20 protein-coding genes and 4 tRNA genes are annotated in these 24,822 nt (G+C 57.1%); 18 read left to right on the forward strand and 6 right to left on the reverse strand.

Annotation, left to right across the window (positions count from 1 at the left end; translation table 11 throughout):
- Nucleotides 1-193: 193 nt before the first annotated feature.
- On the forward strand, nucleotides 194-1,252 hold the full coding sequence (nadA, locus tag EQV90_RS12720) for a quinolinate synthase NadA (protein ID WP_003441323.1): 1,059 nt from the start codon (nucleotides 194-196) through the stop codon (nucleotides 1,250-1,252).
- Nucleotides 1,253-1,369: 117 nt separating this feature from the next.
- Here the strand turns inward: nadA and EQV90_RS12725 are convergent, their stop codons facing one another.
- The gene (locus EQV90_RS12725; protein ID WP_010655844.1) at nucleotides 1,370-2,800 is read right to left on the reverse strand and encodes a M48 family metalloprotease; all 1,431 of its coding nucleotides are present in this window, start codon (nucleotides 2,798-2,800) and stop codon (nucleotides 1,370-1,372) included.
- 119 nt (nucleotides 2,801-2,919) lie between these two features.
- Here EQV90_RS12725 and EQV90_RS12730 point away from each other — a divergent pair, with 119 nt between their 5' ends.
- Both EQV90_RS12730 and EQV90_RS12735 read left to right on the forward strand, forming a co-directional pair.
- Nucleotides 2,920-3,159 (forward strand): sulfurtransferase TusA family protein, encoded by a 240-nt coding sequence (locus tag EQV90_RS12730; RefSeq protein ID WP_003441329.1) that lies wholly within the window; start codon nucleotides 2,920-2,922, stop codon nucleotides 3,157-3,159.
- A gap of 28 nt (nucleotides 3,160-3,187) precedes the next feature.
- Nucleotides 3,188-4,258: an AI-2E family transporter gene (locus tag EQV90_RS12735; RefSeq protein ID WP_003441333.1), complete on the forward strand. Its 1,071-nt coding sequence runs from the start codon at nucleotides 3,188-3,190 to the stop codon at nucleotides 4,256-4,258.
- A 68-nt stretch (nucleotides 4,259-4,326) separates the two neighbouring features.
- Here the strand turns inward: EQV90_RS12735 and acnB are convergent, their stop codons facing one another.
- The gene (acnB, locus tag EQV90_RS12740) at nucleotides 4,327-6,927 is read right to left on the reverse strand and encodes a bifunctional aconitate hydratase 2/2-methylisocitrate dehydratase (RefSeq protein WP_003441336.1); all 2,601 of its coding nucleotides are present in this window, start codon (nucleotides 6,925-6,927) and stop codon (nucleotides 4,327-4,329) included.
- Between the two features lie 405 nt (nucleotides 6,928-7,332).
- Here acnB and EQV90_RS12745 point away from each other — a divergent pair, with 405 nt between their 5' ends.
- Nucleotides 7,333-7,800, forward strand: a complete 468-nt coding sequence (locus EQV90_RS12745; protein WP_003441338.1) for a DUF1289 domain-containing protein — start codon at nucleotides 7,333-7,335, stop codon at nucleotides 7,798-7,800.
- Nucleotides 7,801-7,869: 69 nt separating this feature from the next.
- Here the strand turns inward: EQV90_RS12745 and EQV90_RS12750 are convergent, their stop codons facing one another.
- A complete protein-coding gene (locus EQV90_RS12750) occupies nucleotides 7,870-8,733 on the reverse strand; it encodes a universal stress protein (RefSeq protein ID WP_003441340.1) in 864 nt (287 codons plus the stop codon).
- 221 nt (nucleotides 8,734-8,954) lie between these two features.
- On the opposite strand from EQV90_RS12750, the gene miaE reads away from it, so the two are divergent.
- The 5 genes from miaE to EQV90_RS12775 all read left to right on the forward strand — a co-directional run bounded on the left by miaE (nucleotide 8,955) and on the right by EQV90_RS12775 (nucleotide 14,443).
- Nucleotides 8,955-9,563 (forward strand): tRNA isopentenyl-2-thiomethyl-A-37 hydroxylase MiaE, encoded by a 609-nt coding sequence (gene miaE, locus EQV90_RS12755; RefSeq protein ID WP_003441343.1) that lies wholly within the window; start codon nucleotides 8,955-8,957, stop codon nucleotides 9,561-9,563.
- A gap of 126 nt (nucleotides 9,564-9,689) precedes the next feature.
- Entirely contained in the window at nucleotides 9,690-10,163 is a 474-nt protein-coding gene (locus EQV90_RS12760; protein ID WP_003441345.1) for a MarR family transcriptional regulator, read from the forward strand.
- The gene (locus EQV90_RS12765; RefSeq protein WP_240878174.1) at nucleotides 10,160-11,629 is read left to right on the forward strand and encodes an efflux transporter outer membrane subunit; all 1,470 of its coding nucleotides are present in this window, start codon (nucleotides 10,160-10,162) and stop codon (nucleotides 11,627-11,629) included. Before EQV90_RS12760 ends, EQV90_RS12765 begins: the two co-directional genes overlap by 4 nt.
- Before the next feature lie 15 nt (nucleotides 11,630-11,644).
- Nucleotides 11,645-12,850: an HlyD family efflux transporter periplasmic adaptor subunit gene (locus EQV90_RS12770; protein WP_003441348.1), complete on the forward strand. Its 1,206-nt coding sequence runs from the start codon at nucleotides 11,645-11,647 to the stop codon at nucleotides 12,848-12,850.
- Between the two features lie 63 nt (nucleotides 12,851-12,913).
- Complete coding sequence (locus EQV90_RS12775; RefSeq protein WP_060781813.1) at nucleotides 12,914-14,443, forward strand: DHA2 family efflux MFS transporter permease subunit; 1,530 nt, start codon at nucleotides 12,914-12,916, stop codon at nucleotides 14,441-14,443.
- A 107-nt stretch (nucleotides 14,444-14,550) separates the two neighbouring features.
- Here the strand turns inward: EQV90_RS12775 and lpxH are convergent, their stop codons facing one another.
- Entirely contained in the window at nucleotides 14,551-15,303 is a 753-nt protein-coding gene (lpxH, locus tag EQV90_RS12780; protein WP_003441352.1) for a UDP-2,3-diacylglucosamine diphosphatase, read from the reverse strand.
- Nucleotides 15,300-15,803, reverse strand: coding sequence for a peptidylprolyl isomerase (locus tag EQV90_RS12785; RefSeq protein WP_003441354.1), 504 nt, complete (start codon nucleotides 15,801-15,803; stop codon nucleotides 15,300-15,302). Before EQV90_RS12785 ends, lpxH begins: the two co-directional genes overlap by 4 nt.
- 279 nt (nucleotides 15,804-16,082) lie before the next feature.
- Here EQV90_RS12785 and EQV90_RS12790 point away from each other — a divergent pair, with 279 nt between their 5' ends.
- Nucleotides 16,083-17,780, forward strand: a complete 1,698-nt coding sequence (locus EQV90_RS12790) for a glutamine--tRNA ligase/YqeY domain fusion protein (RefSeq protein WP_003441356.1) — start codon at nucleotides 16,083-16,085, stop codon at nucleotides 17,778-17,780.
- A 21-nt stretch (nucleotides 17,781-17,801) separates the two neighbouring features.
- On the forward strand, nucleotides 17,802-19,184 hold the full coding sequence (gene cysS / locus EQV90_RS12795) for a cysteine--tRNA ligase (RefSeq protein ID WP_003441358.1): 1,383 nt from the start codon (nucleotides 17,802-17,804) through the stop codon (nucleotides 19,182-19,184).
- 115 nt (nucleotides 19,185-19,299) lie between these two features.
- Here cysS and folD read toward each other — a convergent pair whose 3' ends face one another.
- Entirely contained in the window at nucleotides 19,300-20,154 is an 855-nt protein-coding gene (gene folD, locus EQV90_RS12800; RefSeq protein ID WP_003441360.1) for a bifunctional methylenetetrahydrofolate dehydrogenase/methenyltetrahydrofolate cyclohydrolase FolD, read from the reverse strand.
- Between the two features lie 280 nt (nucleotides 20,155-20,434).
- Between folD and EQV90_RS12805 the strand changes: the two genes are divergently transcribed.
- From EQV90_RS12805 to clpX, 7 genes are all read left to right on the forward strand, one after another.
- Nucleotides 20,435-20,511, forward strand: a tRNA-Arg gene (locus EQV90_RS12805).
- 41 nt (nucleotides 20,512-20,552) lie between these two features.
- A tRNA-His gene (locus EQV90_RS12810) sits at nucleotides 20,553-20,628 on the forward strand.
- A 55-nt stretch (nucleotides 20,629-20,683) separates the two neighbouring features.
- Nucleotides 20,684-20,768 (forward strand) — tRNA-Leu (locus EQV90_RS12815).
- 135 nt (nucleotides 20,769-20,903) lie between these two features.
- Nucleotides 20,904-20,979, forward strand: a tRNA-His gene (locus EQV90_RS12820).
- Nucleotides 20,980-21,347: 368 nt separating this feature from the next.
- Entirely contained in the window at nucleotides 21,348-22,658 is a 1,311-nt protein-coding gene (gene tig / locus EQV90_RS12825; RefSeq protein WP_003441361.1) for a trigger factor, read from the forward strand.
- A 91-nt stretch (nucleotides 22,659-22,749) separates the two neighbouring features.
- Nucleotides 22,750-23,391: an ATP-dependent Clp endopeptidase proteolytic subunit ClpP gene (gene clpP, locus EQV90_RS12830; RefSeq protein WP_003441363.1), complete on the forward strand. Its 642-nt coding sequence runs from the start codon at nucleotides 22,750-22,752 to the stop codon at nucleotides 23,389-23,391.
- Nucleotides 23,392-23,497: 106 nt separating this feature from the next.
- Nucleotides 23,498-24,781, forward strand: a complete 1,284-nt coding sequence (clpX, locus tag EQV90_RS12835; RefSeq protein WP_003441365.1) for an ATP-dependent Clp protease ATP-binding subunit ClpX — start codon at nucleotides 23,498-23,500, stop codon at nucleotides 24,779-24,781.
- Nucleotides 24,782-24,822: the final 41 nt, after the last annotated feature.

Consider the following 24,822-nt stretch of genomic DNA (forward strand, 5'->3'; position numbering starts at 1 on the left):
TCCGTCCGGCATCGCTTATCCGCCGCTCATGGCAACAATAAACTTTTGAATCCCAAGGATATTCTGTAGCCTTGTCGCGCTTCATTGCTTGTCCGTGCCTGATGACACACACATTCTCCCAGCGGGACTCGAAGGGTCCAGAGCTGGTGGTACACTCGACTTTCGCGCACTAGCGCTTGCAGGTCTTGCGAACATGACGCAAATTTCTGAACGACTTCTGGTTCAAGCCCACCTCGATGCCAGGCAGCCCAAGCCTTTGACCGAGGCTCAAGCACAGGGCCTGCGGGCACAGATCGCGGCTGAGCTTAAAGCCCGCGACGCGGTGTTGGTGGCGCATTTTTATTGTGATCCGGTCATTCAGGCCCTGGCCGAAGAAACCGGTGGTTGTGTGTCCGACTCCCTTGAGATGGCCCGTTTTGGTGCTGCCCATCCTGCCAAAACCATTCTGGTGGCCGGCGTGCGCTTTATGGGCGAGACAGCCAAAATCCTAACCCCGGAAAAACGCGTGCTGATGCCCACGCTGGAGGCGACCTGTTCGCTGGATCTGGGGTGCCCGGTTGAAGAGTTTTCGGCCTTTTGCGACAAGCATCCCGAGCGCACCGTGGTGGTTTATGCCAACACGTCGGCGGCAGTCAAGGCCCGGGCTGACTGGGTGGTGACCTCCAGCTGCGCACTGGAAATCGTCGAAAGCCTGATGGACAACGGCGAGACGATCATTTGGGGGCCGGACAAGCATCTCGGGCGTTACATTCAGCGCCAGACCGGAGCCGACATGTTGCTGTGGGACGGCGCTTGTATCGTCCACGAAGAGTTCAAGTCCAAGCAGCTGGAAGACATGAAGGCGCTGTATCCCGATGCGGCCATTCTGGTGCATCCGGAGTCACCGGAGTCGGTGATTGATCTGGCTGACGCGGTAGGTTCTACCAGCCAACTGATCGCGGCGGCGCAAAACCTGCCGAACAAAACCTTTATCGTGGCCACCGATCGCGGCATTTTTTACAAAATGCAGCAGCTGTGCCCGGACAAGGTGTTTATTGAAGCCCCTACCGCAGGTAACGGTGCCGCGTGCCGCAGTTGCGCTCACTGCCCGTGGATGGCGATGAACACCCTGGAGCGCACCCTTGAGTGCCTGCAGCAGGGGAGCAATGAGATCTTTGTCGATCCGGCGCTGGTGCCTCAGGCCATTCGTCCGCTTAAACGCATGCTGGATTTCACCCAGGCCGCGCGTTTGAAACTGGCGGGCAATGCCTGATAACGACTAAACAAACCGTAGGAGCGAGCTTGCTCGCGAGCTTTTCCCTATGTACCAACGAGGTGCTCGCGAGAATAGAGCTCGCGAGCAAGCTCGCTCCTACAGGGGTGGGGCGGGTTAGTTCATCATGTCCTTGAGCGCACGTTCCTGATCCATCAGCTCGCGCTTGCGGGCATCCAGGCGCGATGACAGCTGGAAGTTGTTGGTGAGCTTTTGTGCGAAATCCAGCTGTTGTATGGCCTGGCGGAAATCACCGACCAGAGCGAAATACTCGGCGCGGGCCTGATGCAGGCCAATGATGTTGCCCGATAACCCCCGGGTTTCGGCGACCGAGTACCACACATCCGGGTCATCCGGACGGCTCTTGAGCAATGCTTCCAGCGCCTTGTCGGCATCGGCCGGGCGGTTTTGCTTGAGCAACAGATCGACCCTGGCCTGATTGAGCGGGTAGTTGCCCGGATACAGGGTGCGCATTCGATCGACCCGTTGCTGGGCTTCCGCCAGGCGGTTGCTGTCGGTGTCCAGCTCAATCTGCGCCAGGTTGTATGTGATGTCGTTTGGTGCCTTGTCCAGCAGCGGCTTGAGGTTTTCTCGCGCTTCGTTGAACTGGCTGCCCTTGATCTGGGCTATTGCCAGGCCATAACGCGCCACATCGTTTTTCGGGTTTTCATCCAGTTGCTGGCGAAAGCGCTTGGCGGCAATACCCGGTGTTTCTTCGTAGTTGAGCTGCACGCGGGCGCGAATCAGCTGGTAGCGCAAACTGTCTTCGGTGCCACCGGCCCTTGCCTGTTCGGCGCGGTTACGGGTGTCGGCGATACGCGACTCGGTCACCGGGTGAGTCAGCAGGAATTCCGGCGGTTTGGCGTCAAAGCGGTACTGGCGCATCAGGCGTTCAAACATGGTCGGCATCGAGCGCGGGTCGTAGCCGGCTTTTTCCAGATTGAGGATGCCGATGCGGTCGGCCTCTTGTTCATTTTGTCGCGAGAAGCGGCGCTGTTCCTGTAACGCGGCAGCCTGGCTCCCGGCAATGGCGGCGATCCCGGCATCGCCTGCACCAGAGGCCGCGACGATGATCCCTGCGAGCAAGGCCGCCATCATCGGCAGCTGCATGCGCTGCTGGGCTTCTACGCCCCGGGCGAAGTGGCGTTGCGACAAGTGAGCCAGTTCGTGAGCCATCACCGAGGCATATTCACCTTCGGTTTGCGCGTTGAGGAACAGGCCGCCATTGACGCCGATGATCCCCCCGGGCGCGGCAAAGGCGTTGAGCTGCGGGCTGTCGATCAGAATGAATTCCAGACGCCGGTCTTGTACCTGGCTGGTTTCGACCAGTTTGTAGACGCTGGTTTCGACGTAGTCCTTGAGCTGCGGATCGTTGAGTTGCGCCACCTGGCCGCGCAGCATGCTCAGCCAGGCGCGACCCAGTTGGTATTCTTGTTGGGGGGAGACGATGGACGAACTGGCGTCACCCAGAGACGGTAAATCGTCGGCAAAACTCGGTGATGCGAGCAGGCAAGCGAGCGTCAATAGGGTCGGGCGCAGAAAAGTCATGCACAAAGCTCTGGTCGGTAAAGCGCTTACTGTAGCCGCACACGTGTCTGGCGACCAGTAGCGGGTCCGCTTGGGGTATTCTAACCGGCCGCAAAATGCCGACTCTGAAGGAGCACGTAATGACTGATGCGTTGGCGCATGATGCGCTGGTGGATGCCAGTGGCCTGAACTGCCCGTTGCCTCTGCTCAAGGCCAAGCTGGAGCTTAATCGCCTGGTCAGTGGTCAGACCCTCAAAGTGATCGCCACGGACGCCGGTTCGCAGCGAGATTTTCGGACCTTTGCACGTTTGGCAGGCCATGAACTGCTGCGTGAAGAGAATGATGCCGGCACCTATTGCTACTGGTTACGCAAGGCCTGAGATGCGGGCCTTCTTCTAAGGAATATCGATGTTCAAAGTGTTGCGTGATTGGGTTCAGCGCTATTTCTCTGATGAAGAGGCGGTGGTGCTGGCGGTGTTGCTGGTGCTGGCCTTTACCGCCGTGCTGACCTTGGGCGGCATGCTGGCGCCGGTACTGGCAGGCATGGTGCTGGCGTACCTGATGCAGGGGCTGGTGGTGGCTCTGGAGCGGCTGCGGGTGCCGGCTGCCGCAGCGGTCGGCCTGGTATTTGCGCTGTTCATGGGGTTACTGCTGGTGTTTATCGTAGTAGTGCTGCCGTTGCTCTGGCATCAGTTGATCACGCTGTTCAACGAGCTGCCGGGCATGCTGGCCAAGTGGCAGTCACTGTTGTTGCTGTTGCCGGAGCGCTATCCCCATCTGGTGTCGGATGAGCAAGTGCTGCAGGCCATTGAAGTCGCCCGCGGTGAAATCGGCAAATTCGGGCAGCTGGCACTGACCTTTTCCCTGTCCAGTTTGCCGTTGTTGGTCAACATCATGATCTATCTGGTGCTGGTGCCGATTCTGGTGTTCTTCTTCCTTAAAGACCGGGCGCTGATCGGCCGTTGGGTGCGTGGTTATTTGCCTCGTGAGCGGGCGTTGATTACCCGTGTCGCACAAGAAATGAACCGCCAGATTGCCAATTACATTCGCGGCAAAGTCATCGAGATCATTATTTGCGGCGGTGTGACCTACATCGCATTTGTCACCATGGGCCTGAACTACGCGGCGCTGCTGGCGCTGTTGGTGGGCGTCTCGGTGGTGGTGCCGTATGTGGGGGCAGTGGTTGTGACGGTTCCGGTGCTGCTGATTGCGTTGTTTCAGTGGGGCTGGAGTGACCAGTTCATCTATCTGATGGCGGTCTACGGCATCATTCAGACCCTGGATGGCAATGTGCTGGTGCCCTTGCTGTTCTCCGAGGCAGTGAGCTTGCACCCGGTGGCAATCATTTGCGCGGTGCTGTTGTTTGGCGGGTTGTGGGGGTTCTGGGGGGTGTTCTTCGCTATACCGCTGGCGACCCTGTTCAAGGCCGTACTGGATGCCTGGCCGCGGGAGCAGCAAATCGTCGCGCCACTGCTTTAGAGCTTTTATCCCGCACATAAAAAAGCCCCGGCTCACAAGAGCCGGGGCTTTTTCGTTACTGCATCAGCTTACGCTTGAATAACCGGGATATTGGCAGTGGCTGCCGCTTCACGGAATTCGGCGATCTGATCAAAGCTCAGGTAGCGGTACACGTCCGCCGCCATGGTGTTGATCTCTGCCGCGTAGACCATGTATTCCTCTACGGTAGGCAGGCGACCCAGGATCGAGGCTACCGACGCCAACTCGGCCGAGGCCAGGTAAACGTTCGCGCCGTCGCCCAGACGGTTCGGGAAGTTACGGGTCGAAGTCGATACCACGGTGGAGTTCGGTTCAACCCGTGCCTGGTTACCCATGCACAGCGAGCAACCTGGCATTTCCATGCGCGCGCCGGCTTTGCCGAAGATGCCGTAGTAGCCTTCTTCGGTCAGCTGGTGAGCGTCCATCTTGGTCGGCGGCGACAGCCACAGACGGGTTGGCAGCTGACCTTTGACCTTGTCCAGCAACTTGCCCGCAGCGCGGAAGTGGCCGATGTTGGTCATGCACGAACCGATGAACACTTCGTCGATTTTCTCGCCGGCAACGCTGGACAACAGGCGTGCATCATCCGGGTCGTTTGGCGCGCAGAGCACAGGCTCCTTGATATCAGCCAGATCGATTTCGATGACTTCAGCGTATTCGGCGTCAGCATCGGCTTCCATCAGCTCAGGGTTGGCAACCCAGGCTTCCATCGCTTGAGCACGACGCTCAAGGGTACGGGCGTCGCCGTAACCTTCACCGATCATCCAGCGCAGCAGGGTGATGTTGGAGTTCAGGTATTCGGTGATGGATTCTTTGGACAGCTTGATGGTGCAGCCAGCAGCCGAACGTTCTGCCGAGGCGTCGGACAGTTCGAACGCTTGCTCGATGCTCAGGTTGTCCAGGCCTTCGATTTCCAGGATGCGACCGGAGAATTCGTTGACCTTGCCTTTTTTCTCTACCGTCAGCAGACCCTTCTGGATAGCGACGTAAGGAATGGCATGAACCAGGTCACGCAGGGTGATGCCTGGCTGCATTTCGCCTTTGAAGCGAACCAGAATCGATTCCGGCATATCCAGTGGCATTACGCCAGTGGCTGCGGCAAAGGCCACCAGGCCGGAACCGGCCGGGAACGAAATGCCCATCGGGAAACGGGTGTGGGAGTCGCCGCCAGTGCCGACGGTATCCGGCAGCAGCATACGGTTCAGCCAGCTGTGGATGATGCCGTCGCCCGGACGCAGGGAAACACCGCCGCGGGTCATCATGAAGTCTGGCAGGGTGTGGTGCGTGGTCACGTCGATCGGCTTTGGATAGGCCGCGGTGTGGCAGAACGACTGCATGACCAGATCGGCCGAGAAGCCCAGGCACGCCAGGTCTTTCAGTTCGTCACGGGTCATTGGACCGGTGGTGTCCTGAGAACCTACGGTGGTCATCTTCGGTTCGCAGTAAGTGCCCGGGCGAACGCCGGTCACGCCGCAAGCCTTGCCGACCATTTTTTGCGCCAGGGTGAAACCCTTGGTGCTTTCAACAGGCGCTTCCGGCTTTTTGAACAGGTCGGATGGACCCAGACCCAGTTCGGCGCGGGCCTTCTCGGTCAGGCCACGGCCGATGATCAACGGGATACGGCCGCCAGCGCGAACTTCGTCCAGCAGAACCGGGGTCTTCATTTCGAAGGTGGTGATGACTTCGTCGGTACCGTGTTTGCAAACCTTGCCGGCGTGCGGGTACAGGTCGATCACGTCGCCCATGTTGATGTTGCTGACATCGAATTCGATTGGCAGTGCGCCAGCATCTTCCATGGTGTTGTAGAAGATCGGAGCGATTTTGCTGCCGAAGCAGAAACCACCGGCACGCTTGTTCGGCACGTAAGGAACGTCGTCGCCGAAGAACCAGAGTACGGAGTTGGTTGCCGATTTACGCGAAGAACCGGTACCGACTACGTCGCCGACGTAAGCGATAGGGAAGCCGGCGTTACGCATTTCTTCAATTTGCTTCATCGGACCGATGGAGCCCTGCACGTCCGGCACGATGCCGTCGCGAGCCATTTTCAGCATGGCCAGGGCGTGCAGCGGGATATCTGGGCGTGACCAGGCGTCCGGTGCCGGCGACAGGTCGTCGGTGTTGGTTTCGCCGGTAACCTTGAATACGCGCAGGCTGATTTTGTCAGCCAGGGTAGGGCGGTTCTTGAACCACTCGCCGTCAGCCCAGGACTGCACCACGGCTTTGGCGTGGACATTGCCGTTTTTGGCTTTTTCAGCGACGTCGTGGAAGGCGTCAAACATCAGCAGGGTGTGCTTGAGTTGCTCGGCGGCAACCGGTGCCAGCTCTGCATCGTCCAGCATCTCGACCAGAGTCACGATGTTGTAGCCGCCTTGCATGGTGCCGAGCAGTTCAACAGCGCGTTTTTTGTCGATCAGCGGGGAAGTCGCTTCACCTTTGGCGATGGCGGACAGGAAGCCGGCCTTCACGTAGGCGGCTTCGTCAACACCAGGTGGAATACGGTTGGTGATCAGGTCGACGAGGAATGCTTCTTCGCCTGCAGGCGGGTTTTTCAGCAGCTCGACCAGGCCTGCGGTTTGTTCGGCGTTAAGCGGCTGGGGAACGATACCCAGGGCTGCACGCTCTTCGATATGTTTGCGGTAGGCTTCAAGCACAGTTATTACCCTCATCATTGGTCCCAAATGGGTGTCCGGGACGCTCATCCAGGAATGCCGAGCACCCATGCGCTGCGGGGCTTTTTGAGCCGCTTAGCCAGAGTTCAAGGATTCCCAACAGAAGCTGTTTTCAAAGTTTTACGCCTTCCGAACGGGGAGGGTGATGAATGTTGATGCGGGCATTTGCAGTGCAAACACCCCACACCAACACCGTTCTTCGGGATCAACTGTGCTCGTGACGCTTTGAAAACAGCTTCTAACGGACATTGGCGCCTTAAAAGGCAGGCCGATTCTACGGTAAAAAATTGTTAAAGGTAAGTTAGCCCCTGAAGGTTGAGGGGTGATCTGCGTTAGACAAAGGGCTAACATGTGCACCTGTTTCGCTCTGCAGTGCTCTATTTCGCCATGTCCAATCAAACCATCAAGACTCCCTGCATCGGCCTCTGCTCTACGGTTTACGGCGACCTTGTGTGCCGCGGTTGCAAGCGTTTCCATCACGAAGTGATCAACTGGAACGGCTATGACGAACAGGCCAAACGTGCGGTCTGGCTACGCCTTGAGCAACTGTTGGTGCAGGTGATGACGGGTAAGGTGGAGGTTTTCGACCCGGCTGCGTTGCGCGCTCAGCTGGTGGCCCGCAAGATCCGTTTTGTGCCGCATCAGTCGGAATATTGCTGGGCCTACCAGTTGATTGCCCGGGGGGCGCGGGTGATCAATCAGCTGGAGATGTACGGCATGGTGCTGTTGCCGGAGTTTCGCGACTGGGGTCTGCCCGAGTTGCGCGACGCCATTGATCGGGAATTCTTCCTGCTTTCCGAAGCGCACTACGAGCGCTATATCGCGCCCGGCTTTCTCAAGGATGCGATCTTGTAGGTGCTGGCCTGCCAGCGATGCAGCCATCGCCGGCAGGCTCCTGCAGTGGTGAGGTTGTAGCCATGAGGATCAGGCCTTGGCCGCTTTTTGCTCCAGGTGCTGGATGATGTCATCGGGCTTGAGCACCAGAATGTCGCATTCAAGCTTGTCGATCACCACTTCTGCGGTATTGCCGATCAGCGCCCCGGACAGTCCGGTACGGGCTACGGTGCCGATGACTGTTACCACTGCATCGAGCTTTTTGGCGACCTGTTGAATGATGATGTCCGCCGGCCCTTCATTGATGTGCAGGCGACTGTCGTCGATTTCGTACTGGTTCTGGAACTCTTTGCAGGCCGCTCTGTAGCTGGCTTCGTACTGGGTGTCCACGGGGTAGACCGCATCGACTGCTGCCAGCATGGGTGCTGGATGGGCGCTGACCACGTGCAGCTGGCCGTGGGCGAGGCTGGCGACACGAAAACCCTGGTCGATAATGGTTTTGTGCAAAACCATGTGTTCGTCATCGCTGCAGCCCACATCCACTGCCGCCAGCACCACGCCGCCGCTCCAGCTTCTGGCGTGTTTGACCATCAATACCGGGCACGGGCAATCGCGCAGCAATTTCCAGTCTTCCGGCGTGAGCAGCAGTTTTTTCAGCATGGAATCGGGAGCGTGCTGCTTGATCACCAGCGCACAGCCCCTGGCTTGCTGCTCCTTGATGATGGTGGTGTGCTGGTTTTCGTACCAGGTCTGGTTGCTCGTTACGCTGTAAGCCTCGCTCGCCAGGCTGCTTTGCAACACGCTGAGCAAGGCTGAATGGTCATTTTCCTTATCGCAAATCAACAGGTGCAAGTGCGCCTTGGTGCTGTTGGCGATTTCCTTGGCACGCTTGAGGGAGAGGCTTTCCATCAATTGGGGTTCGATGACGACCAAAAGGCTGCGTATGGTTTGCATGACCGGTAGCTCCAAATGTTTTCAGGCGATTTGAAGTCACTATAGTTGCTCGTCAGTTGTAGCCGTGTTGATACATATCAAGTCGTGCGGCTGGTGCTGCGACGCGGGGCCCGTATAATCAGCGGCCCTCGCCTCAATCCAGTCTTTGTGAGCCACATGTCAGCGATTTTTCAAAACACTGCCGGTCTGCTGTGCACCCCCCCATGTTCGGGAGCGCGCCCGTGATTCTTCCAGAAATTCATGAGTTTTTGGGCTGTCGTACCCCTGACGGCTGGATTGCGGCTGCCCTGGCGGATCAGGAAACCTTGCTGATCGACCACAAGAATTGCGAGTTCAAGGCAGCCAGCACCGCGTTGAGCCTGATCGCCAAGTACCATTCCCACGTCGATCTGATCAACATGATGTCGCGTCTGGCCCGTGAAGAACTGGTTCACCACGAGCAAGTCATGCGCCTGATGAAAAAGCGCAAGATCGAACTGCGTCAGCTGTCGGCCGGGCGCTATGCCTCAGGGCTGCGCAAGGTAGTGCGCAATCACGAACCGGTGAAGCTGGTGGATACCCTGGTGGTGGGGGCCTTTATCGAAGCGCGCAGCTGTGAGCGATTCGAAGCCCTGGTGCCGCATCTGGATGAAGAACTCGGCAAGTTCTACTTCGGTCTGCTCAAAAGCGAAGCGCGACACTTCCAGGGCTACTTGAAGCTCGCCTATCAATACGGCGATGCCAAGGATATTGCCCAGGTCATCGAACGGGTGCGGGCGGCCGAGCAGGAACTGATCGAGTCGCCGGATGTTGAGTTCCGTTTCCATAGCGGCGTGCCAGCCCAGGCATAAGCCTCCTCCCTGCGTCAGCGGCTACGCACATTCAGACAGGCAAATAGATAGCCGGCTAATAGTCGGCTTGACATTAGCTGCCTAGGCAGTAACATTTAGAAACATTACTGCCTGGGCAGCTTCCTGATGAAGCATTTCCATCCCGATACTTTTCAAAATTGCACCCTGGGTTTGCTCCTGGGGCGTACTGCCATGCTCAAAGACCGCATCATTGACCGCCACATGGAGCCTTTCGGCATCACCGCGGCGCAGTTCAAAGTGCTGATCATCATGGCCCAGTTCGACGTCGATACACCGGCCGAACTCTGCCGCCACCTGTCACTGGACAGCGGCTCGATGACTCGCATGCTTGATCGGCTGGAGCAAAAAAACCTGCTTATACGCCAGCGCTCCGAGGCTGACCGACGTCAGGTGCGACTGGTACTCACCGATGACGGGCAAGCACTGGCGGCCTTGCTACCGCAGGTTGGCGCCGATGCCATGAACCAGTTGGCGGCTGCTATCAGCCCGCAAGAGTTGCAGAGCCTGGAACAGATCCTCAAAAAAATACTGCTGGCGGCCGGTGATCCGATCACTGTCATGCGCTTGGGTGAAAAATGAGCAACAAAACGCTACGTACAGGCCTGAGCCTGGTATTTGTCTGCATGGCGTTGGCCGGTTGCGCCAGCTATAGCGGCCTGGGCACCGAGGGTGCCAGCCTTGAAGCCAAAAGCCTCAAGGCAGCGCAGACGCTCAAGGGTGTCAGCGTCACGCCTGCCGCCTGGCCGCAAAAGGACTGGTGGAAACGCCTGGGCGACGGGCAGCTCGACGGCCTGATTCAGGAAGCATTGCGCGACAGCCCTGATATGCAGATTGCCAGTGCCCGGGCTCACCAGGCGAGCGCAGCGGCCGGTGCAGCCAATGCCGCACGCATGCCGACCCTGGATGCCGGGGCGGACGTTACGCGTTCGCGCCTGGCGCGCTCCCAGGATCCGAGCGGTCGCGGCGGTGTTTATGACACGGTGCGCGACGTCAATCTGACGTTCAATTACACCTTCGATCTGTGGGGCGGTCAGCGTGATGCCTGGGAGGCCGCTCTGGGCGAAGCCCGTGCCGCCGAGGTCGACGGCCAGGCCGCGAGCCTGACTCTGGCTGCTGATGTGGCGCGGGCTTACAGCAGCCTGGGGCATGCCTACAGCGTGCGTGATCTGGCCAATGACGATCTGGCGCGTACTCGCCAAATGCTCGACTTGAGCAAGCGGCGCCTGCAAGCCGGGATTGACAGTCACTATCAGTACCAGCAAACCGAAAGCCTTGAAGCCAGCTCCCAGGAGCAGGTAATCAATGCCGAAAAACAACTCAAAAGCGCCCGTATTGCGTTGGCGGTGTTGTTGGGCAAGGGGCCTGACCGGGGCATCGAGATTGCCCGGCCGAAGATTCTGGCACCCGGTGCCGTGGCGTTGCCAAGCACTTTGCCCGCCGAGCTGCTGGGTCGTCGTCCCGATCTGGTCGCTGCCCGCTGGCGGGTAGAGGCTGCCAGCAAGAACATTGCCGCCGCCAAAACGCGTTTTTATCCCAACCTCAATTTGACTGCGGCGGCGGGTACCCAGTCGTTGCTGGGGGATGCGCTGTTCGGCTCGGCCAGCCGCTTCTTCAATATTGCACCTGCGGTTTCGCTGCCGATCTTTGATGGCGGGCGCCTGCGTGCCGGTCTGGATGCTGAAGACGCCAACTACGATCTGGCCGTGGCGCAGTACAACAAGACCCTGGTGGCGGCACTCGGTGATGTCAGCGATACCCTGGAGCAGCTAAAAGCCATGGGGCTGCAAATCGGCGCGCAGCAGCGTGCGGCGGATATTGCTCAAGAGTCCTACAACACCGGGTTGCAGCGCTATGAATCGGGCGTGGGCAATTACCTTGATGTCCTCAGCATTGAGCAACAACTGCTTCAGGCCCAGCGCCAGCTGGCGGACCTGAATGCTGAGCAGATCGATCTTTCGATTCAACTGATGCAAGCCCTGGGCGGTGGCTTTGAGCCCGGCAACACGGCTGCGGTCGTTCCCACTCAAGCCTCGCTGGCAGAATAAATTTAGGTACTCGTCATGGCCACTGTGCAAACACCGAATGAAACGCAACAAAACCAGGACGCTGGCAATCAGCGCAAACGCAAGCTCTGGCTCGGCGGGCTGGCGATTCTGGTGATCCTGGTCGCGTTGGGCGTCTGGGCCTGGCATGAGCTCTATGGTCGCTGGAGTGAGAGCACGGACGACGCCTATGTAAACGGCAATGTGGTGGAGATCACCCCGCTGGTCACCGGAACGGTGGTGAGTATTGGCGCCGATGATGGCGATCTGGTTCATGAGGGGCAGGTGCTGCTCAACTTCGACCCAAGCGATGCACTGGTTGGCCTGCAGAGTGCCGAAGCCAATCTGGCCCGCACCGTGCGTCAGGTCCGCGGCCTGTTCAGTGATGTGAACGGCATGAAGGCCCAGGTCTCGGCGCAAAAAGTCGAGGTGCAAAAAGCCCAGGACAATTACAACCGTCGTAAAAGTCTGGCCGCAGGCGGGGCGATTTCCCAGGAAGAACTATCCCACGCCCGGGATGATCTGGCCTCTGCCCAAAGTGCCTTGCGCAATGCCGAGCAGAAGCTCGATACCACCAGTGCACTGGTGGATAACACCACGATTGCCGATCATCCCGATGTGAAGGCTGCAGCAGCGCAGTTGCGTCAGGCCTACCTGGCGAATGCCCGCTCCACGTTGATTGCTCCTGTGACCGGTTATGTGGCCAAACGTACGGTTCAGCTGGGGCAGCGGGTTCAGCCGGGTACTGCCTTGATGGCCGTCATTCCGCTGAATCAGTTGTGGATCGATGCCAACTTCAAGGAAACCCAGTTGCACAAGATGCGCATCGGGCAGCCGGTGGACATCGAGTCGGACATCTATGGCAGTGACGTCAAGTACAGCGGCAGCATCGACAGTATCGGTGCCGGTACCGGCAGCGCATTCGCCCTCTTGCCGGCGCAAAACGCCACCGGCAACTGGATCAAGATCGTGCAGCGGGTGCCGGTGCGTATTCATATCAATGCCCAGGAGCTGGAAAAGCATCCACTGCGGGTCGGCTTGTCGACCACGGTCGATGTGAACCTGCGTGACCAGAGTGGCCCGGTGCTGGCCCAGCAGCCGCCGCAAAAAGCGTCGTTCACCACCAATGTATACGAGCAGCAGCTGGCGGACGCCGAAGCCATGATTACGCGCTTGATTGACAGCAACAGCGCCTTGACGGGCAACACTGCGGCTCAACGCTGATTCGCCAATCCATAAGCTCTGCCGCACGGGCAGGGCTGCAGCCCGAGTTTTAAAGGATTTGCGATGAGTACAAACGCGTCTTTTTCCCCGCCCAGCTTGGTGCTTGCCACCATTGGCCTGTCGCTGGCGACCTTTATGCAGGTGCTCGATACCACCATCGCCAACGTGGCGTTGCCCACTATCTCCGGCAACCTGGGGGTGAGTTCGGAGCAGGGTACGTGGGTAATTACTTCATTTGCCGTAAGTAACGCTATTGCCTTGCCGTTGACTGGCTGGCTGAGCCGGCGCTTTGGTGAGGTGAAGCTGTTTCTGTGGGCCACGGTTCTGTTCGTGCTGGCTTCGTTCCTGTGCGGTATTTCAACCTCGATGCCTGAACTGGTGGGCTTTCGGGTGTTGCAAGGCCTGGTCGCCGGCCCCTTGTATCCCATGACCCAGACCCTGCTGATTGCGGTGTATCCGCCTGCGAAACGGGGGATGGCATTGGCATTGCTGGCGATGGTCACGGTGGTTGCGCCCATTGCGGGCCCCATATTGGGTGGCTGGATCACGGACAGTTACAGTTGGCCGTGGATCTTCTTCATTAATATCCCGATCGGCTTCTTTGCCGTGATGGTGGTTCGCCAGCAACTCAAGGCGCGTCCGGTGGTGATTACCCGTCAGCCGATGGACTATGTGGGTCTTATAACTCTGATCATTGGCGTTGGTGCGCTGCAGATAGTGCTCGACAAGGGCAATGATCTGGACTGGTTCGAATCCAATTTCATCCTTATGGGCACTGCATTGTCAGTGGTGGCGCTGGCGGCTTTTATCATTTGGGAAATGACCGACAAGCACCCCATCGTAAATTTGCGTTTATTTGCCTATCGCAACTTTCGTATCGGTACCATCGTGCTGGTATTGGGCTATGCAGGCTTCTTCGGCATCAACCTGATTTTGCCGCAATGGCTGCAGACGCAGATGGGCTATACCGCGACCTGGGCCGGTCTGGCCGTGGCGCCGATCGGTATCTTGCCGGTACTGATGTCGCCGTTTGTGGGCAAGTACGCGCATAAATTCGATTTGCGCCTGTTGGCGGGGCTGGCCTTTTTGGCCATTGGCCTGAGCTGCTTTATGCGGGCCGATTTCACCAGCCAGGTGGACTTCCAGCATGTGGCACTGGTGCAGCTGTTTATGGGGATAGGTGTGGCGCTGTTCTTTATGCCGACCTTGAGCATTTTGATGTCGGATTTACCGCCACATCAGATCGCCGATGGCGCCGGGCTGGCGACGTTCCTGCGAACGCTGGGGGGGAGTTTTGCGGCATCCCTGACCACCTGGATCTGGATTCGTCGTGCTGATCAGCACCATGCCTACATGAGTGAAAGCATGAGTACCTATGACCCCATCACCCGGCACGCGCTGGAGAATCTCGGCGGGGCGAGCACCAAGGCTTACGCCCAGCTGGATCAAGTCCTGACCAGTCAGGCCTATATGCTCTCGACTGTGGACTACTTCACGTTGATGGGCTGGATGTTCATGGGGCTGATCTTGCTGGTGTGGCTGGCCAAACCGCCGTTTGCCGCGAAGGCGGGGCCGGAGGCGAGCGGACATTAATGCGGTAAAAGCCGCAAGGCTGTGGGAGCCGGCTTGCCGGCGATAATATCGCCGGGGTCTGGCTGATGCCGGGTGATGCCATCGCTGGCAAGCCGGCTCCCACCATCCTACTGTTGGCTGTGTTGCAGTAAAGGCGGGGTGGCGAAATCAAACGGCGCCAGTTGCATGCCTTGCTCATCCACCTGCAGTGCCCAGCCCTGTTTGTCCCAGTCGCCGAGCACAATGCGTTTGGCGGCATGTTCGCCGATCTGCAGCTTGTGAATGGCCGGGCGGTGAGTGTGGCCATGAATCAGCGTGCGTACGCCATGCCGGGCCATGATCAGCGGTACTTCTTCGGGGGTCACATCAACGATGTCGTTGGCTTTCATGCGGGTCTGGGCGCGGCTTTCGCTGCGTAACTTGCGCGCCAGTTTTTGCCGGGTGCCCAGTGGCAGGTGGCGTAAAATCCACATGATTACGGGGTTGCGCAGGTAGCGCCGCAGGCGCATGTAGGATTCGTCGCGGGTGCACAGGCTGTCGCCGTGCATCAGCAAGACCGGTTCGCCGTAGAAATCTACAACGCTGGGGTCTTTGATCAGGGTGCAGCCAGCCGCTTTACAAAAGGCCTGGCCAAGCAAAAAGTCGCGATTGCCGTGCATCAGAAAAATCTGCGTGCCGCTATCGCTCAGTGTTCGCAGCGCTTCACAGATAGAGCGCTGGTAGGGCGTCATTGCATCGTCGCCTATCCAGGCTTCGAAAAAATCACCCAGGATGTACAGCGCCTGAGCCGAGCGCGCACGCCCGGTCAGGAAATCCAGAAACGCCCGGGTTATGTCCGGGCGCTCCTCTTCCAGATGCAAATCTGAAATCAGCAGTATCACTCAATGATCTCTGCTTTCTCGACAATCACGTCTTCAGCCGGCACGTCTTGATGGCCCGCTTTGGAAGTGGTTTTGACACCTTTGATCTTGTCGACCACGTCCTGACCTTCAACCACTTTACCGAACACTGCATAGCCCCAGCCTTGAGCGGTCGGTGCGGTGTGGTTGAGGAAGCTGTTGTCAGCCACGTTGATGAAGAACTGGGCGGAAGCCGAATGCGGCTCCATGGTGCGAGCCATGGCCACGGTGTACTTCTCGTTCGGCAGACCGTTGTCCGCTTCGTTCTTGATGCTTGGACGCTTGTCTTTCTTTTCTTTCATGCCAGGTTCGAAACCGCCGCCCTGAACCATGAAGTTACCGATTACACGGTGAAACACAGTGTTTTCGTAGTGACCGGCTTTTACGTACTCGATGAAGTTGGCGACGGTGATCGGCGCCTTTTCAGCGTTCAGCTCAATCACGATGTCGCCGTGGTTGGTAGTCAGTTTTACTTTGGACATGATTGCTATCGCTCTATCAGATGAATTCGGTGAGCTTTTTGGTCCGGCCAATTGGCTCGGAGACTAAAAGCTGGCTGGGTAGATACAGCCGCGCGGCGCAGTTTAGCGTGCCCGCACGGCATTTCGATGCTGTTTTTGCGATATGGGGGCTAAAAGGCGCTATTTCAAATGCGTTGATTGAGCGCCTGCTCTGTCAGGGACTTGACAGCATCGGCTATGATAGGCGCTTTGATTTAGTCGGCCGACCCAGGCCGCGCACCTGTTACGTTCAAGGATCCTATGAGCAAGCCCACTGTCGACCCTACTTTGAATCCTAAGGCTGGCCCTGCTGTACCGGCTAATTTCCTGCGTCCCATCGTGCAGGCGGACCTTGACTCGGGTAAATGCAAACAGATCGTGACCCGCTTCCCGCCTGAGCCCAACGGCTACCTGCACATCGGTCACGCCAAGTCCATTTGCGTGAACTTTGGGCTGGCTCAGGAATTTGGCGGCGTCACCCATTTGCGTTTTGACGACACCAACCCGGCCAAAGAAGACCAGGAATACATTGATGCGATCGAAAGTGACGTCAAGTGGCTGGGCTTTGAGTGGTCGGGTGAAGTGCGCTTTGCCTCGCAATATTTCGATCAGTTGCATGAGTGGGCGGTTTACCTGATCAAGGAAGGTAAGGCCTATGTCTGCGACCTGACACCTGAACAGGCCAAGGAATACCGTGGCAGCTTGACCGAGCCTGGCAAAAACAGCCCGTTTCGTGAGCGTAGCGTCGAAGAAAACATCGACCTGTTCGCCCGCATGAAGGCTGGCGAGTTCGAAGACGGCAAGCGTGTGTTGCGGGCCAAGATCGACATGGCTTCACCGAACATGAACCTGCGCGATCCGATCCTGTATCGCATTCGTCATGCCCATCACCATCAGACCGGTGACAAGTGGTGCATTTATCCGAACTATGACTTCACCCATGGTCAGTCGGATGCGATCGAAGGCATTACCCATTCGATCTGCACCCTGGAGTTCGAAGGTCATCGCCCTCTGTACGAATGGTTCCTCGACAACCTGCCGGTGCCGAGCAAGCCGCGTCAGTACGAGTTCTCGCGCCTGAACCTGAACTACACCATCACCAGCAAGCGCAAGCTCAAGCAATTGGTTGATGAAAAGCACGTACATGGCTGGGATGACCCGCGCATGTCGACCCTCTCGGGTTTCCGTCGTCGTGGTTACACGCCCAAATCAATCCGCAACTTCTGCGACATGGTTGGCACCAACCGCTCCGATGGCGTGGTTGACTTCGGCATGCTGGAGTTCAGCATTCGTGACGATCTGGACCACAGCGCTCCGCGCGCGATGTGTGTGCTGCGTCCATTGAAAGTCATCATCACCAACTACCCGCAAGGCCAGGTCGAAAACCTGGAGCTGCCTCGCCATCCTAAAGAAGACATGGGTGTACGAGTGCTGCCATTCGCCCGTGAGATTTACATCGATCGTGACGACTTTATGGAAGAGCCGCCAAAAGGTTACAAGCGCCTTGAGCCTGCCGGTGAAGTGCGCCTGCGCGGCAGCTATGTGATTCGTGCTGACGAAGCGATTAAAGACGCCGATGGCAACATCGTTGAACTGCATTGCTCGTACGATCCCGAAACGCTGGGCAAGAACCCTGAAGGCCGCAAGGTCAAGGGTGTTGTGCATTGGGTGCCGGCTGCTGCAAGCGTCGAATGCGAAGTGCGTCTGTACGATCGTCTGTTCCGCTCGCCGAACCCTGAAAAGGCTGAGGATGGTGCGGGCTTCCTGGAAAACATCAACCCGGATTCGCTGCAGGTTCTTACGGGTTGTCGTGCTGAGCCGTCGCTGGGCAACGCACAGCCGGAAGACCGTTTCCAGTTCGAGCGCGAAGGTTACTTCTGCGCAGATATCAAGGACTCGAAACCTGGCCAGCCGGTATTCAACCGTACTGTGACCTTGCGTGATTCCTGGGGTCAGTGATCAAGTTTTGAGGGAGCCATCGTGCTAACGATTTACAACACGCTCACCAAGAGCAAAGAAGTTTTCAAGCCGCTGGACGGCAACAATGTGCGCATGTACGTGTGCGGCATGACCGTGTACGACTATTGCCATCTGGGTCACGGCCGCAGCATGGTGGCTTTTGACCTGGTAACACGCTGGTTGCGTTTTAGCGGTTACGATTTGACCTATGTGCGCAACATCACCGACATCGAAGACAAGATCATCAACCGTGCCCGTGAAAACGGCGAAGCGTTTGAGGTGCTCACCGCGCGCATGATCGCTGCAATGCATGAAGACGAAGCGCGACTCAATATCCGCAAGCCGGACATGGAGCCGCGTGCCACGGATTATATCCCCGGCATGCACGCGATGATCCAGACCCTGATCGACAAGGGTTATGCCTACGCCCCGGGCAACGGCGACGTGTATTACCGTGTCGCCAAGTTCATGGGCTACGGCAAGCTGTCGCGCAAGAAGATCGAAGATCTGCGTATCGGTGCACGTATTGAAGTCGACGAAGCCAAGGACGATCCGCTGGACTTCGTGCTGTGGAAGGGCGTCAAGCCGGGCGAGCCGAGCTGGGAGTCGCCGTGGGGTGCAGGTCGTCCGGGCTGGCACATCGAGTGCTCGGTGATGTCGACCTGCTGCCTGGGCGAGACCTTTGATATTCATGGTGGCGGCAGCGACCTTGAGTTTCCGCACCATGAGAACGAAATCGCCCAAAGTGAGGCGGCGACGGGTAAAACCTACGCCAATGCCTGGATGCATTGCGGGATGATTCGCATCAATGGCGAGAAGATGTCCAAATCCTTGAACAACTTCTTCACCATTCGCGACGTTCTGGAGAAATATCACCCGGAAGTGGTGCGTTACTTGTTGGTGTCCAGCCACTACCGCAGCTCGATCAATTACTCCGAAGATAACCTCAAGGACGCGAAAGCGGCTCTTGAGCGCTTTTATCACGCCCTCAAGGGGCTGCCAAAAGTGGCGCCGGCCGGTGGTGAAGCGTTCGTTGAGCGTTTTACCCAGGTGATGAACGATGACTTCGGTACTCCGGAAGCCTGCGCGGTGCTGTTCGAGATGGTTCGCGAGATCAACCGCTTGCGCGATACCGATTTGCAGGCCGCGGCTGGCCTGGCTGCGCGCTTGAAAGAATTGGCTGATGTGCTGGGTGTATTGCAGCTTGAGGCGGATGATTTCTTGCAGGCTGGCGCAGAAGGTCGGGTGGATGCGGTCCAGGTTGATGCCTTGATCGCGGCTCGTCTGGCGGCTCGTGCCGGTAAGGACTGGGCTGAATCGGACCGGATTCGTGATCAGCTCACCGCCATGGGTGTTGTGCTTGAAGATGGTAAAGGCGGTACGACCTGGCGCCTGGCTGACTAGGTTTATCGCTGTTTGAACGAAAGCCCGCCAAGTGCGGGCTTTTGTTTGTCCGGGTTTTGGCTGCACCAATAACAACGGCACCCGAAGGTGCCGTTGCTGGTATCGATGCCGGGGCTTATGCGTGCAGCGTTTCGGCGGCGTACAAAGTATTTTCCAGCAAGCAGGCGCGAGTCATCGGGCCAACGCCGCCAGGAACCGGTGTAATCCAGCCGGCGCGGGGCAGGGCGGTTTCGTAAATCACATCGCCTACCAGCTTGCCATCAGCCTGACGGTTGATGCCGACGTCGATCACGATCGCGCCTTCCTTGATCCATTCGCCTTTGACCAGGCCCGGCTTGCCGGCAGCCACGACCACCAGATCTGCACGGCCTACGTGGCCGGCCAGGTCCTTGGTGAAACGATGGGTAACCGTTACGGTGCAGCCGGCCAGCAACAGTTCCATGGCCATCGGGCGACCAACGATGTTGGAGGCACCAACGATTACTGCGTCCATTCCGTAAAGGTCCTGGCCGGTGCTTTCCAGCAGGGTCATGATGCCTTTAGGGGTGCAGGGGCGCAGTAGCGGGATGCGCTGGGCCAGACGGCCGACGTTGTAGGGGTGGAAGCCGTCTACGTCCTTGTCCGGACGAATGCGCTCCAGCAACTTGGAGGCGTCCAGATGCTCGGGCAGTGGCAGCTGAAGCAGAATGCCGTCGATATCCGTGTCTTCATTAAGACGGTCAATCAGGTCGGTCAGTGCTTGCTGGCTGGTGTCCGAAGGCAGGTCATAGGCTTGTGAAAGAAAGCCTACCTCTTCGCAGTCTTTACGCTTGTGCGAAACATAAACCTGGGAGGCAGGATCGCTGCCGACCAGAATCACTGCCAGGCCGGGAGTGCGCAGGCCTTGCTCGTGACGCTCGGCGACACGTTTTGCAATCTGCTTGCGCAGGCTGGCGGCGATCGCTTTGCCGTCGATTAGTTGTGCAGTCATTACGCGTGATTAACCATCGTAAAGGGTGGAAAAAGGACGTGCATTCTCGCATGCCGTGACGTAAGGGCAAAGGCGCTTGGTCTGCTTATTCCCCTAACTCCTTTATATTTCTAAACTTTTTTCAAAAAAGAGTTGACGGCTTTCGGGGTCGCCTATAATATTCGTCGCACTTGTCGGGCACAGCCTAGCACTGGTTAAGAAGGTAGAGCGAAGTTGATGTCTGGCTTGGTGATACTGAAAGCACTTAGTTTGTAGTCGTCACAGAATACAGATTAACAAGGCGCCCGTAGCTCAGCTGGATAGAGCATCCGCCTTCTAAGCGGATGGTCGCAGGTTCGAGTCCTGCCGGGTGCGCCATTAGGCAGCTTTGGCACAAGTAGGGTTACAAAGGCAATATGGTGGGCGTAGCTCAGTTGGTAGAGCACGGGATTGTGACTCCCGTTGTCGAGGGTTCGATCCCCTTCGTCCACCCCATATTTAGAAAGGCGCCAGATTAATAGTCTGGCGTCTTTGCTTCAAAAGTTTGAATGCGGATGTGGTGGAATTGGTAGACACACTGGATTTAGGTTCCAGCGCCGCAAGGTGTGAGAGTTCGAGTCTCTCCGTCCGCACCAAATAAGGTTTGGCGATGCCTGAATCGGGTTCGCCAGGCTGATGAATAAAGCCGCCTAGAGCGGCTTTATTCTTTTACGAAGCTGCGCTTTGATGCGCATTCGTAGCGATGCAAATAGAGCTGTAAATGCAATATGGTGGGCGTAGCTCAGTTGGTAGAGCACGGGATTGTGACTCCCGTTGTCGAGGGTTCGATCCCCTTCGTCCACCCCATATTTAGAAAACGCCAGATTAATAATCTGGCGTTTTTTTTCGTTCCGGCTTTTTTGAAGGGGGCAGGCGGGCGGCATTGTGTTGCTGAATGATGCCTGTCTTGCGTCCGTGTGTCGGTGCGGGTGTTGTCATGCTCTTGCTTGATGCCTTCTTCTATATATAAGGAAGGAGGCTCTGAGTTGGGGCTATGTAAGCATTTTTGTGTATTCGGGTGTTTAAGCAGATCACTGCTTGCGCTTAATAATGTGCCTGCTGTTTCTGTGCGCGATTGCGGTAGGGTGACTTCTTGAGTTTGACCCACTAGAATGCATGCCCTTGATTATGGGGTCGGAAACGGCCGGCTAATGTCTGTGCAACGAGGAATATCCATGCAAGTTTCTGTTGAAAATACTTCCGCTCTTGAGCGTCGCATGACCATTGGCGTGCCATCTGAGCGTATTGAGGCTGAAGTCAACAAGCGTCTGCAGCAGACCGCCCAAAAGGCCAAAATCCCGGGCTTCCGTCCAGGCAAGGTGCCAATGAGCGTGATTCGTCAGCGTTACGAAGCTGATGCGCGTCAAGAAGCACTGGGCAACGTGATCCAGGCTTCGTTCTATGAAGCAGTGGTTGAGCAAAAGCTGAACCCGGCTGGCGCACCTTCGGTAGAGCCTAAAGTCTTCGAAAAAGGCAAGGATCTGGAATACGTTGCGACCTTCGAAGTATTCCCTGAATTCGAAGTTACCGGTCTGGACACCATCGCTATCGAGCGCCTGAGCGCCGAAGTGGCTGATGCCGACCTGGACAAAATGCTGGACGTGCTGCGCAAGCAGAACACCCGTTTTGAGCTGACTGAGCGTGCTGCTCAGAACGAAGATCAGTTGAACATTGATTTCGTTGGCAAGGTAGATGGTGAAGAGTTCGCTGGCGGTTCCGCCAAGGGTACTCAGCTGGTTCTGGGTTCGGGCCGTATGATTCCTGGCTTCGAAGAAGGCCTGGTAGGCGCTAAAGCTGGTGAAGAGCGCGTTCTGAACCTGACTTTCCCTGCTGACTATCAGAACCTGGACCTGGCTGGCAAAGCCGCCGAGTTCACCGTTACTGTCAACACTGTTTCCGAGCCTAAGCTGCCAGAGCTGAACGAAGAGTTCTTCGCCCAGTTCGGTATCAAGGAAACAGGTCTGGAAGGTTTCCGCGCCGAAGTTCGCAAGAACATGGAGCGTGAGCTGCGTCAGGCGATCAAATCCAAGGTCAAGAATCAGGTAATGGACGGTCTGTTGGCTGCCAACCCGATCGAAGTGCCAAAATCGCTGCTGTCCAACGAAGTTGATCGTCTGCGCGTTCAGGCTGTTCAGCAATTCGGTGGCAACATCAAGCCTGACCAACTGCCGGCCGAGCTGTTCGAAGAACAAGCCAATCGCCGTGTGGTTCTGGGTCTGATCGTGGCTGAAGTGGTCAAGCAATTCGACCTCAAGCCTGACGAAGATCGTGTTCGCGAAATGATTCAGGAAATGGCTTCCGCTTACCAGGAGCCTGAGCAGGTTGTTGCTTGGTACTACAAAAATGACGCGCAATTGAACGAGGTTCGTTCGGTTGTGCTGGAAGAGCAAGTTGTGGATACTGTTCTGCAGAAGGCTAAGGTGACCGATAAAGCGGTCTCTTACGAAGAAGCAGTTAAGCCGGTGGAAGCTCCACAAGCCGACTGAATTCTGACTCGTTAGAAAACACAACCATAAGCCAGCCTCGAGCTGGCTTATGCGTATTCCAGACAAGACTATTTGGGAGTGACTGCCGGACATGTCCCGCAATTCTTATATTCAGCAGAACTCTGACATTCAGGCCGCTGGCGGCCTGGTCCCGATGGTTGTTGAGCAGTCTGCCCGTGGCGAGCGCTCCTACGACATCTATTCGCGCCTCCTCAAGGAGCGGATCATCTTCCTGGTAGGCCCTGTCGAAGACTACATGGCGAACCTGGTTGCTGCGCAGCTGCTTTTCCTTGAAGCCGAAAACCCGGACAAGGACATTCATCTCTACATCAACTCCCCGGGCGGCTCGGTAACAGCAGGGATGTCGATCTACGACACCATGCAGTTCATCAAGCCAGACGTGTCGACCATCTGTATCGGTCAGGCGTGCAGCATGGGTGCTTTCCTGTTGGCCGGCGGTGCTCCGGGCAAGCGTCATTGCCTGCCTAACTCGCGGATGATGATTCACCAGCCGTTGGGCGGTTTCCAGGGGCAGGCGTCGGATATCGACATCCATGCCAAGGAAATCCTCAACATTCGTCATCGTTTGAACTCGCTGTTGGCCCACCATACCGGTCAGTCGCTCGAAACCATCGAGCGTGACACCGAACGTGACAACTTCATGAGCGCTGAGCGTGCAACCGAATACGGTTTGATCGACTCTGTGTTCAGCAAGCGTCAAATGCCCGCTTAAGTAGTACAAATGAAGGCGGTTGGATTAACTGACCTCCTGCGGGCTTGAAAAAGCCCGCAGTTGCCTTCATCTTGTGTTGCAAGCCTATCGGATTTGGATCGATCGAATGACTGACACCCGCAACGGCGAGGACAACGGCAAATTGCTCTATTGCTCCTTCTGTGGCAAAAGCCAGCATGAAGTGCGCAAATTGATTGCCGGCCCCTCGGTCTTTATCTGCGACGAATGCGTCGACCTGTGCAATGACATCATCCGCGAGGAGGTGCAGGAAGCCCAGGCCGAGAGCAGTGCGCATAAATTACCTTCGCCAAAAGAAATCAGCGGCATCCTTGATCAATACGTCATTGGTCAGGAACGTGCCAAAAAGGTTTTGGCCGTAGCGGTATACAACCACTACAAGCGCCTTAACCAGCGTGACAAGAAAAATGACGACGTCGAACTCGGCAAGAGCAACATTCTGCTGATCGGACCTACTGGCTCGGGTAAAACCTTGCTGGCCGAAACCCTGGCTCGTCTGCTGAATGTACCTTTCACTATTGCTGATGCAACCACGCTGACTGAGGCGGGTTACGTAGGCGAAGATGTGGAAAACATCATTCAGAAGCTGCTGCAGAAGTGCGACTACGACGTAGAAAAAGCCCAGATGGGTATCGTCTATATCGATGAAATCGACAAGATTTCGCGCAAATCTGACAACCCGTCCATCACCCGTGATGTTTCCGGTGAAGGCGTGCAGCAGGCTTTGCTCAAACTGATCGAAGGCACTGTGGCTTCCGTACCGCCTCAGGGCGGTCGCAAGCATCCGCAGCAGGAATTCTTGCAGGTTGATACCCGTAACATCCTGTTTATCTGTGGCGGTGCGTTCTCGGGCCTGGAGAAGGTTGTTCAGGCACGCTCTACTCGCGGCGGCATCGGCTTCAGTGCCGAAGTACGCAGCAAGGAAGAGGGCAAGAAGGTTGGCGAGTCCCTGCGTGAAGTAGAACCTGATGATTTGGTCAAGTTCGGTCTGATCCCGGAGTTTGTTGGCCGTCTACCTGTTCTGGCGACACTGGATGAGCTGGATGAAGCTGCATTGATGCAGATTCTGACCGAGCCGAAGAATGCGCTGACCAAGCAGTATGGAAAGTTGTTCGAGATGGAGGGTGTTGATCTCGAATTCCGTGCTGATGCCTTGAAAGCCGTGGCCAAGCGTGCGCTTGAGCGCAAGACTGGTGCGCGTGGTTTGCGTTCGATTCTGGAGAGCGTTCTGCTCGACACCATGTTTGAAATCCCCTCGCAGTCCGAGGTGAGTAAAGTGGTGATCGACGAAAGCGTTATAGAAGGTAAGTCCAAGCCGTTGTTGATTTATGAAAACAACGAAGCGACTGCCAAGGTTGCACCTGACGCGTAAGTGTATTGCTGCGTATTACACATTGCGTGTTAAAGAAGGGG

The organism is Pseudomonas sp. TMW22089 (assembly GCF_022496645.1).
GTDB classification, from domain to species: domain Bacteria; phylum Pseudomonadota; class Gammaproteobacteria; order Pseudomonadales; family Pseudomonadaceae; genus Aquipseudomonas; species Aquipseudomonas paraversuta.

Excerpts from the sequence above, each read along its gene's own strand:
- nadA (WP_003441323.1), top strand. The coding sequence starts at position 194 with ATGACGCAAATTTCTGAACGACTTCTGGTTCAAGCCCACCTCGATGCC.
- EQV90_RS12725 (WP_010655844.1), bottom strand. The coding sequence starts at position 2,800 with ATGACTTTTCTGCGCCCGACCCTATTGACGCTCGCTTGCCTGCTCGCA.
- EQV90_RS12730 (WP_003441329.1), top strand. The coding sequence starts at position 2,920 with ATGACTGATGCGTTGGCGCATGATGCGCTGGTGGATGCCAGTGGCCTG.
- EQV90_RS12735 (WP_003441333.1), top strand. The coding sequence starts at position 3,188 with ATGTTCAAAGTGTTGCGTGATTGGGTTCAGCGCTATTTCTCTGATGAA.
- EQV90_RS12745 (WP_003441338.1), top strand. The coding sequence starts at position 7,333 with ATGTCCAATCAAACCATCAAGACTCCCTGCATCGGCCTCTGCTCTACG.
- EQV90_RS12750 (WP_003441340.1), bottom strand. The coding sequence starts at position 8,733 with ATGCAAACCATACGCAGCCTTTTGGTCGTCATCGAACCCCAATTGATG.
- EQV90_RS12760 (WP_003441345.1), top strand. The coding sequence starts at position 9,690 with ATGAAGCATTTCCATCCCGATACTTTTCAAAATTGCACCCTGGGTTTG.
- EQV90_RS12765 (WP_240878174.1), top strand. The coding sequence starts at position 10,160 with ATGAGCAACAAAACGCTACGTACAGGCCTGAGCCTGGTATTTGTCTGC.
- EQV90_RS12770 (WP_003441348.1), top strand. The coding sequence starts at position 11,645 with ATGGCCACTGTGCAAACACCGAATGAAACGCAACAAAACCAGGACGCT.
- EQV90_RS12775 (WP_060781813.1), top strand. The coding sequence starts at position 12,914 with ATGAGTACAAACGCGTCTTTTTCCCCGCCCAGCTTGGTGCTTGCCACC.
- EQV90_RS12785 (WP_003441354.1), bottom strand. The coding sequence starts at position 15,803 with ATGTCCAAAGTAAAACTGACTACCAACCACGGCGACATCGTGATTGAG.
- EQV90_RS12790 (WP_003441356.1), top strand. The coding sequence starts at position 16,083 with ATGAGCAAGCCCACTGTCGACCCTACTTTGAATCCTAAGGCTGGCCCT.
- folD (WP_003441360.1), bottom strand. The coding sequence starts at position 20,154 with ATGACTGCACAACTAATCGACGGCAAAGCGATCGCCGCCAGCCTGCGC.
- tig (WP_003441361.1), top strand. The coding sequence starts at position 21,348 with ATGCAAGTTTCTGTTGAAAATACTTCCGCTCTTGAGCGTCGCATGACC.
- clpP (WP_003441363.1), top strand. The coding sequence starts at position 22,750 with ATGTCCCGCAATTCTTATATTCAGCAGAACTCTGACATTCAGGCCGCT.
- clpX (WP_003441365.1), top strand. The coding sequence starts at position 23,498 with ATGACTGACACCCGCAACGGCGAGGACAACGGCAAATTGCTCTATTGC.